Source organism: Photobacterium frigidiphilum, assembly GCF_003025615.1.
Taxonomy (GTDB): domain Bacteria; phylum Pseudomonadota; class Gammaproteobacteria; order Enterobacterales; family Vibrionaceae; genus Photobacterium; species Photobacterium frigidiphilum.
In genome coordinates, this window is the sequence record NZ_PYMJ01000071.1 from 1 (window position 1) to 8,130 (window position 8,130).

The following is an 8,130-nucleotide window of genomic DNA, read 5'->3' on the forward strand; positions in this document are numbered from 1 at the left end:
AGCAGAAGGTATAACAGTATCAAGCGGAAGATGAGGCGATAAGGGAAAGCCATTCTGTCGCCATTCATCGGTATAAGTTAATTCTAAATTATCAGAGTCTTTATCTAACGTAAGTTTACCGATCACTGCACTATCATACACAACATCAAGAATGTATCGATCAGACCCAGTTGTCATTATCATCACTCCTTGAATTATCCATATTGTTGGAAACGTTTAACCACGGTGTAATGGTAAGTTTGATGCCAAGACCTTGTATAACATCCATAATAGAAGACATACGGATATCTCCTTTTCCTTGTTCAATCTTGATGTATGTTTGTTTTGCTATGCCGCAAAGCTCAGCAGCATCCGATTGAGTTATTCTACTTTGAGTTCTTTTCGCCTTAATCGCCAACCCCAACAGCTCAGTACTGAATGGTTGATCAAGATCGGGGGTTTCTAATGCTTTTACTAATTTGGCCATCAATTACTCCTAGAATAAACCCTCTCTAATTACCCAATAGACATTGTTCGTCAGATTGGGCGGGAATAGCGATAAAGTCCATAAACCTGACCTTATTGACCACATTAGCTAAGAATCACAATAAAGTCCATAAAGATAGACCTTTATGCCAAGTTGGGCGTAAATAGAGATAAAGTCCACAAAAGTAGACCTTAATGATCACATTGGTCAAATCCAGATCGAAGAATGAAGAGGTAATCGACGATGAGTGTTATGAACGTAAAAGTGATGCAAGAGGTCTCAAGACAGATTGAGGCCGCTATGCCTTGGATTCATGGCATAATCTCAAGAAAGCAGTACGACGAGCTTATTGAGCTGATGGATTCGCTTGTAGAAGACTACGATACCAATCAGACGCTTATTGACTTAATGTTTCCTGTCATTGAGCAATATGAAAGTAAAAACGAAGAATTCCAAGCGTTTAATACCCATATTGACAGCATTAATCCAGCTGTCTCAATGCTCCGTCTAATCATTGACCAGAACGGGCTTACACAAAGTAATTTCAAAGCTGAGATTGGCGGAAAATCATCCGCATCAATGATTTTAAGCGGTCAGCGTTCAATGACCCTTCAACACATCAGAGCGTTGTCAGCTCGTTTCAATATCCCGACATACATGTTTGTATAGTTGTCCCGTCAACATATTTTAGGACGAGACAAGTGACTGAGAAAAGCCTTCTCATTGATGAAAGGCTTTTTTTATTTCGGCTGGTCACAATTTAACCGCTATTGCGCCTTACAACACCATCAAAGCACAGCGTCCTCTTGTGATGTTCAAAAGGACAAAACTGGGGTGCTTTGGGGCCGAATGTTAGAGCCTTTGTTCTGATTAGGCAAAGTATCTTGGGGCAAAAAGTAATGAGACTTCATCCAAATCAAAACTCCAAACCATCACCTACATTTCGAAATGCCTCGGCTACGAATCCCATGCGTATCCTTTCACACTGCAGTTCGGCTTCGGTGGTTGACTCTCCAGGGATGAAGTTCACGCTATAATCCTTGAGTACCGTAAATACTTCATCTTCATAAGGGTTCTCTTGTAAATCGCCAAACAAAAATAACTGATACAAAAGAAGCCAGTAGTTATCTTTGTGGTAATCGTCACCATCGATAATTGTTTGTGCAAAATCAACAATACTACGTTTATCTTCTAACATAGAATGTAGTATTGTAATTGAGACACAATCTCGACTAGCTATTACTGCATTGATAGCCTCTCCGGAAGGAACCTGTTGATTTTCTCTTAGTATATGAAGAGGCCAAGCCATACCGTCAGAGCGAAGCTGCTTAGCATTTTCTATGATAATTCGATCCAGCTGTTCCAAGTAAGAATCTGGCATAGCTTCAGATTTATCAATAAGTTGAGCTATATATGGGATAAGAATTGGGTAGTGCCAAGCCAAATTTATTACAACTGAAAGAAAGTCATGAGATGCAAGATCATCTATATGAGGAGTTATTAATTGAATGGCATACTTAAGAACGCTCCCATCTGGCGTTACTTTATTGACAACTATAGCCCTGTTAATGAAGGTAATCGCTTCTGCCGCATTAAACTGATGATTTTGACCTTCTGGCTTACCAAACCTATTCGGCAACGCTCCGATCAACTCCAGAATCCAGTCATCTTCGCTTGGACAAGGCAGCGCAATAATATTAGTTTTGTTCAAGTTTAACGTCAGTTTAAAGACCGCTAACTCCTGCCCCAAAATTAGTATAAATTGCTGAGCTTGTTCGTAGCTTTCACAAAAACATTGATAGTCATCCACATAACGTTCAAAGAGAAATCCATACTCTATGAGTTTCTTATCAACTTCTTGAAGAATTAATTCGGCTATGAAACTCGATGTTGCTGGCCCAATAGGGATTCCCTGAGTCTCTCCTCGTTTAGATTTGCGTTGAAACATGTCTAGTTTGTTGTACCAAAGTTCATTTCCTCTATTTCTCTTGGCTACTTCAACTCCCACCGCAGCCCAAGGAATGGCATGTGTATAAATACTGTTAAAGCAGTTAGCAATATCAGCTTTAACCCTGAACCTCTTTGAGAAACTAGCTTCGTTATATCGCCGTTTTTGAACAATTGGCTCTTCGTAGTTCATAACCATGATACGACCATCTTGTCTTTGCTCAGGTTTGATTATGCTATGCTCACTATCTTGAATTGAGTTTATTTCCCCCCAATTATCATGAATGTGTTTAGTCAGAAATGCATGAGCTTTGGGATGAACGAGTGCCAAGGCTCTTGGGACATTGTTGTAACGGGTCGCCTTGTACTCAACCAAATCATAACCACTTCTCCGCCTGCTGGGTGAATCGTCAAGTGCTGCAAGTGCTTCACATACTTCAGGAGTAAACTGCCTTGTATCAAGGCATGGAGGCAGTTCACCAATAGTTTCTTTTTGATTTGGGAAATAATTTCGGCGGGTCAGAGCTTCATAAAGATTTCGTTCATCATTCAAAGTCAGCATTTTTTCTATTCACGTAATATAAAACAATGCATATATTTTAACTTGTTAAGTGCTGTTTACTATCGAACGACTCTCAGATTACCGAGATATGTAAATAGACACCAAATCATTTGATATTTTAATTCATATGACTGGACGGCCTCGAATCCATTGAGTAGCAAAAAATAAGACATCCCATTAGTTCAGGAAGCATGAATATAAGAAATAAATACCACTCTTTACCCACCTTGTATTGCCCTCATAATGCATCAGAAATATGATGAAAGAACAGCAAATAACCGACGCATAGGTGGTTCCCTGCAAGACAGCAGCAGCTTAAGATCTGGCATCATTGACTTAGTTTTCCCAGACCCGAATTCTAAATATGAAATCACCTGTAGTGATCCCACAACAGAGCGCCTAAACAAAACAAGCGACTTGAATCGATACTTGTCTAAGGTATACGGTTTCACTAGTCACTACTGTTATGTTAAAATAAGACTATAAGCTATATTACTGAATAACTTTAAATGATTGAAATTAAAGACTTTAAACGATTGCTTGAACCCGATATCAAAGCTTTGCTTCTGAATTACTTAAGAAATAAAGAAATCATTGATGAAAATTCAATTATCATGAATGAATTGACAGTTGGAAACTTTTCTCGTCGTGTAGACCTCGCAATCTACAGCGACGGTAAACTGATAGCTTTCGAAATAAAAAGTGAAGCAGATACTTTAACGCGCCTAGACGGTCAGCTTGATAAGTATCTAGAATACTTTGATAAAGTTGTTGTAGTATCTGATACAAAATTCATTTCAATGCTATCGAGTTCTTTACCGAAAAATGTAGGGCTCTGGGAAGTTAGTGATTCAAAAATCAAGGTAAAACAAAGAGGTAAACTTCAAAGTAAGATCGATAACTCCAAACTGATTGATATGATGGACCTAGTCGATTTATATAAATTGTCAACTAAGCTAAAAATCAAAACAGATAGAGATAGAGCCTCGTTAGAAAAATCTTTAAAACAGGTATCAAATAAGCGTTTGAGACAGGGTGTTCACGCCTCGTTGAGTCGTAAATTTGTAGATGTTACTCGTTCATTCATTGAAGAGACAAATAATAGAGAAGTATTAAAAGACGACCTTAAAATCTTGAGTAGGTTTAATCTACATAGAGAAAAAATAAAGTTAGAGCGGAAGCGGAGTAAAGCTTTTTGGGACGATATAGATCAGCATGTTGCCGATTTAAACCTGTTTGCAAAGGCCTCTATCTACTCGGGATAAAGACCCAACAATTAGCAACTAATCTATCCAGTCATCATCTGTATCGTCAATATCTTCTAACCAATCATAATGTAGCTGCGTGTGAAGGTGCTTATTAATTCTGACTGCAGTCGCTTTTTGGGCGCTATTAATTCCAAAATCGTCTCCCTTGCTTGTTAACTCAATAATGTAATTTGCCCATAAAGCCAAGTCTCCCTCCCAATAGGATTCCGCCATAATTTGCTTTGAAATGAGTGTATAAAGCTCTTTCTTTTCCTTTTTAACTAGTGCTTGCTTCTCACTTTTTGTTAGCGATTCTGAAGTTTCACTAAACTCCATACGAATGAAATTCCATTCATTTCTACAAGAATAATCAATTCGAGGTGGTGGAACTCCCGCACCTCCAGACATTTTTGTTGCTCTTGCACTCCCTCGGTCAGAGTATATTAAGTTGTCGATACTTGTTCCTAATTTATCAAATAAGGCTCGTTCATAAATACTCTTAACACCTTTATGATAACCTCCAAAGCTATCAGGAAATGATGTAGAAGAAAGAGAAATTAAGGATTGAGGTAGGATTAATTTTATTGCATTCAAATACATTAGTATTTGATGGCTTAATTCAACTTGCTCCTTCGTTATTTGCTCTAGATCTAAAATAATAAGTAAGTTATTAACTTCTTTTAACTGAGGTAAAATGATTTTGTAATTTTGAGATTCGATGTCTACCTGTTTAAGTATAACGACAACACCCCTTTTAAATGAGCTCAGCACCCTTATTTGAGTTGAGATTTCACTAAGATTTTTTAACTGTAAGCATGGGATACTATTAGGATGTTCTTTTACAAAGTTGCACCAATTATGATAACCATTAGTCGAGTCGGTTAATTTAAGCAGATCGTGATGAACTTGACGGTACTTTTCAGTTTTCCTGCCAAACAAGTCTTCATAGTCTATATCCGCTATCCACTTTCTGTCTTTGCCAATAACCTCTTCTATTTTATCTATAGAGCTTTTTAACTCTTTAGCCGATGCCCAAGATTTTAATGGAAAAACAGGTAAAATAAAGTCCTTGTCTTTAGCTGGCAGCTCTTTTAATCCTAGTGTTTCAGATGGACTAATCGCAAGAATAGGGCAGTAACGATATGGAAATTTATTGTCAAACATTCTAGAACCCTTTTTTGCCAAGTCTAACTTCAATAGCAGGTATGGATAATTCAGATATTTTCGCTATTGTTTCAATCTTAACTTCTAGCCTTGTTTTTTCAGGAAACTGAGCTAGGTCTATTAATGAGAACGGCATAACTAAATCAGCGGCCAATCTATTCGCTTCTGCTTCTAATGTATTAGATAAGGATGAACGGAAAAGCATAGTATCTTCAATACCATCTCCTATTTTATCTTTATGCAATAAAAAGTGCGCAATTTCATGAGCCAACGTAAACCGTTGTCTTTCTACTGAATCATGTCTACTAATTTTCACCAATACAACGCCATCAGATTCCTTGATAACACCTGAAATACCTGGTTTTAGAGTTGATCTTTTAACAACAATTCCAAATTCCTTTGCAATAGCTCCGATCTTAATCGGAAAGCTACCTTGATACTTTAAAATAATATCCTGCTGATCAGATGTTAACATTGACCATTCTTTACACTTTTTCATGCACTAACCTCTTCATCTTCAGGAAAGTCGTTCTCAGATAGAATATCTCTATATACAGCTCTTTCTACAGCAGAGTAAATGAGCTTATTGAAATGACCTGTTTGAATGGCTTGCTCAACCAATGATTCTGATTTCTTAACTGCAGCATCGGTGGCGGTATGCTTTATATTGGAATAACCAAAAAATGCTGACAGAGCAATAACGACACCAAGTCCAGTAACGATAAGAGTGACACAAGCTAGTAACAAACCTACCCAAACTTCGAATTCGATGCCTTCATTTTCCTTCGACTCATTAATTTGATTTTTAATGGTTATTAATTCATTGGATAAAGTGATTAAGTCTTCCTTTAAAGTTATATTTTCAGCTAACAACTCCTCTTGAGCAGACACCAAGTTGCCATACTTTAGTTCTTCGCTAATTTGCGTATTCGGACTTACTGAGTTCGCATGAGCTGTACTCGAAAGAAAAATCAGAAATGTGAACATTAGTTTTAGACTGAAATGTTTCTTGTAATCAAGCAATTTGAACGCCTTATTTCAGATATCTTGAGTCTAGTGAAATGACGAAAAATAGATCTAAATTCCTTGTCACACATTAATTACTGTTGTATGCAGTAGCGGCTGATGTAGGTTTCCCGAATCTCACAAGGGTACTTCTCTTAATCTAAACATTTCTGTAAGTATTTGAATTAAAATAAGTACAAATGTTGATATATATCAACGTTACAATATTGATAAAAGTGTAATTAAGTAGTAATCCTGCTACGTTGCCCACTGAACAGAAAATCAATGGTAATCACGATTGGGTGTACTCGATATGTCATATCAACGAGCTGCGCAGCTGACTCTTCATACAAAGTTTCAATTTCCATGTAAATTATCCCGAGTAAACGTACTATAAATAGTTACCCAACGCTCTGTGTTCAAGATCCCCAATGCCTTGTTATACTTCTCCTTAAGTAATTTGTTAACAGCGTAGTTTATTGATATTGAGAGCACCCTGCTTGTTCAAAGATTTGTTTAGCCACGGCTGACTTGCTTCTTGTGTTTGGTTTAATGGTTTGGTACATATCTATCAGTCCTATGGCGTAGCCACCGCCGTAACTCATCGCACCCAAAGTGCGTTTTTGCCCTTCCGAACGATCAATACTCTTGGCAAGTTTCTCCTGATCTACTTTGATATTTGATATTTTTGCTAAACCACCACACATGCCTAATTTACTATTGTGATCAAATACTGGGGTAGAAGACATGACTTGAGTTGAATAAAGACACGTAATAGCCAAGATAATCAGAGGTTTTTTCATTCAAACGCCTTAATTTTCTGCATAGCAGCTGTATGTTCCCTCGTATTTATAGTCATTAGGAAAATTGAGTCAAATGCTAGTTTCATGAAATGAGAGGAGAACACAGAGCAATCTTCATGCTCGCTTCAAAAGGGCTGCTATCTGATATGGCTTTGTTTAGTCTCAAATCAACCCAGCTTTCTTTTTCCTAAAATAAGTGGCTCTACTGATACCTAATTCGCCCCAAGGTTCGTTTAAACTTGGTCGCCCACCACCGTTGGACATTTTACCGCCCACACGACCACCTTTAACCCCCTTCCTCGCCTGTGATTCTGAAAACTTCGCAGGGGTAAAATGCCGCATTGTCCATTTCGCAATACTCTTAGCTATTGATTTTAGCATCGGCGTGTCGTAACCCATATTGATGGCCTCACAGCGCGCTAACACGGCATTTCCCCATGATGAGCCAGTGTCAGGCCGCCAATACTATCTAATGGCCTTGTATGCCCAATGCCGGACACAATCGAAGGTGTCACAGTTACGACCCAGTCCGCTCGCTTCTCTGCCCACTTTAGGGTGATTGCGAATATCAACAAAGCCCGCCAAATAATCAAGACTGTAACCGTCTTCTGTCCAGCACTCGGTTTGCCAATGGGGATGCAGGGGTTTTTTAGTGAGTAGTCCCGCGTTCATGCGTCGGCCTGTAACCGTTGCATGAACGCCGATTGAATCGCCGCCGCATAGCGTATCGGCTCAAGGTGCGCTGCTTCTGAGGTCGGAAACGGGATCAACAACTTGTAACAGATATGCGCGTGACCATTACGAGGATTTTTCGCTGTCCAATACGGCGGCGGTAAATGTGCGTCAGACCATGCCAATGCCGCCCCTGCGCGGTCGATATCAAACACCAAGTACGTCACCATATTATGGCGATTAACCTGTAGGTACTGGCGCGAA

The 8,130-nt window shown here is 38.7% G+C and carries 12 protein-coding genes; 2 read left to right on the forward strand and 10 right to left on the reverse strand.

Annotation, left to right across the window (positions count from 1 at the left end):
• Both C9J12_RS31680 and C9J12_RS29190 read right to left on the reverse strand, forming a co-directional pair.
• The coding region (locus tag C9J12_RS31680; RefSeq protein WP_407675712.1) for a HipA N-terminal domain-containing protein at positions 1 to 183 on the reverse strand (183 nt) is incomplete at its 3' end.
• Entirely contained in the window at positions 161 to 466 is a 306-nt protein-coding gene (locus C9J12_RS29190) for a helix-turn-helix domain-containing protein (RefSeq protein ID WP_107246822.1), read from the reverse strand. The genes C9J12_RS29190 and C9J12_RS31680, both read right to left, overlap by 23 nt.
• Before the next feature lie 243 nt (positions 467 to 709).
• On the opposite strand from C9J12_RS29190, the gene C9J12_RS29195 reads away from it, so the two are divergent.
• Positions 710 to 1,135 carry a helix-turn-helix domain-containing protein gene (locus C9J12_RS29195; protein ID WP_107246825.1) on the forward strand — a complete coding sequence of 142 codons (426 nt, stop codon included), beginning with the start codon at positions 710 to 712 and terminating at the stop codon, positions 1,133 to 1,135.
• A 247-nt stretch (positions 1,136 to 1,382) separates the two neighbouring features.
• On the opposite strand, the gene drt4 is transcribed toward C9J12_RS29195, so the two are convergent.
• Positions 1,383 to 2,975, reverse strand: coding sequence for an antiviral reverse transcriptase Drt4 (drt4, locus tag C9J12_RS29200; protein ID WP_107246828.1), 1,593 nt, complete (start codon positions 2,973 to 2,975; stop codon positions 1,383 to 1,385).
• Positions 2,976 to 3,484: 509 nt separating this feature from the next.
• On the opposite strand from drt4, the gene C9J12_RS29205 reads away from it, so the two are divergent.
• The gene (locus tag C9J12_RS29205) at positions 3,485 to 4,240 is read left to right on the forward strand and encodes a sce7726 family protein (RefSeq protein ID WP_107246831.1); all 756 of its coding nucleotides are present in this window, start codon (positions 3,485 to 3,487) and stop codon (positions 4,238 to 4,240) included.
• Between the two features lie 18 nt (positions 4,241 to 4,258).
• Here C9J12_RS29205 and C9J12_RS29210 read toward each other — a convergent pair whose 3' ends face one another.
• From C9J12_RS29210 to C9J12_RS31355, 7 genes are all read right to left on the reverse strand, one after another.
• On the reverse strand, positions 4,259 to 5,386 hold the full coding sequence (locus C9J12_RS29210; RefSeq protein ID WP_107246833.1) for a beta family protein: 1,128 nt from the start codon (positions 5,384 to 5,386) through the stop codon (positions 4,259 to 4,261).
• A gap of 1 nt (position 5,387) precedes the next feature.
• On the reverse strand, positions 5,388 to 5,885 hold the full coding sequence (locus C9J12_RS29215; protein ID WP_107246836.1) for an ImmA/IrrE family metallo-endopeptidase: 498 nt from the start codon (positions 5,883 to 5,885) through the stop codon (positions 5,388 to 5,390).
• Positions 5,882 to 6,277 (reverse strand): hypothetical protein, encoded by a 396-nt coding sequence (locus tag C9J12_RS29220; protein ID WP_146150135.1) that lies wholly within the window; start codon positions 6,275 to 6,277, stop codon positions 5,882 to 5,884. The genes C9J12_RS29215 and C9J12_RS29220 overlap by 4 nt, the downstream gene beginning before the upstream one ends.
• A gap of 590 nt (positions 6,278 to 6,867) precedes the next feature.
• Complete coding sequence (locus tag C9J12_RS29225; protein ID WP_107246841.1) at positions 6,868 to 7,194, reverse strand: hypothetical protein; 327 nt, start codon at positions 7,192 to 7,194, stop codon at positions 6,868 to 6,870.
• A gap of 162 nt (positions 7,195 to 7,356) precedes the next feature.
• Complete coding sequence (locus C9J12_RS31345) at positions 7,357 to 7,620, reverse strand: hypothetical protein (protein WP_227876511.1); 264 nt, start codon at positions 7,618 to 7,620, stop codon at positions 7,357 to 7,359.
• Between the two features lie 39 nt (positions 7,621 to 7,659).
• Positions 7,660 to 7,866, reverse strand: coding sequence for a hypothetical protein (locus C9J12_RS31350; RefSeq protein ID WP_227876512.1), 207 nt, complete (start codon positions 7,864 to 7,866; stop codon positions 7,660 to 7,662).
• A partial coding sequence (locus C9J12_RS31355; RefSeq protein WP_227876513.1) for a replication initiation protein occupies positions 7,863 to 8,130 on the reverse strand: 268 nt, incomplete at its 5' end. The genes C9J12_RS31350 and C9J12_RS31355, both read right to left, overlap by 4 nt.

What these genes read in the sequence shown, in the direction of transcription:
- C9J12_RS29205 (WP_107246831.1), top strand. Translation starts at nt 3,485, where the DNA reads ATGATTGAAATTAAAGACTTTAAACGATTGCTTGAACCCGATATCAAA.
- C9J12_RS29215 (WP_107246836.1), bottom strand. Translation starts at nt 5,885, where the DNA reads ATGAAAAAGTGTAAAGAATGGTCAATGTTAACATCTGATCAGCAGGAT.
- C9J12_RS29195 (WP_107246825.1), top strand. Translation starts at nt 710, where the DNA reads ATGAGTGTTATGAACGTAAAAGTGATGCAAGAGGTCTCAAGACAGATT.
- C9J12_RS29190 (WP_107246822.1), bottom strand. Translation starts at nt 466, where the DNA reads ATGGCCAAATTAGTAAAAGCATTAGAAACCCCCGATCTTGATCAACCA.
- drt4 (WP_107246828.1), bottom strand. Translation starts at nt 2,975, where the DNA reads ATGCTGACTTTGAATGATGAACGAAATCTTTATGAAGCTCTGACCCGC.
- C9J12_RS29210 (WP_107246833.1), bottom strand. Translation starts at nt 5,386, where the DNA reads ATGTTTGACAATAAATTTCCATATCGTTACTGCCCTATTCTTGCGATT.
- C9J12_RS31350 (WP_227876512.1), bottom strand. Translation starts at nt 7,866, where the DNA reads ATGAACGCGGGACTACTCACTAAAAAACCCCTGCATCCCCATTGGCAA.
- C9J12_RS29225 (WP_107246841.1), bottom strand. Translation starts at nt 7,194, where the DNA reads ATGAAAAAACCTCTGATTATCTTGGCTATTACGTGTCTTTATTCAACT.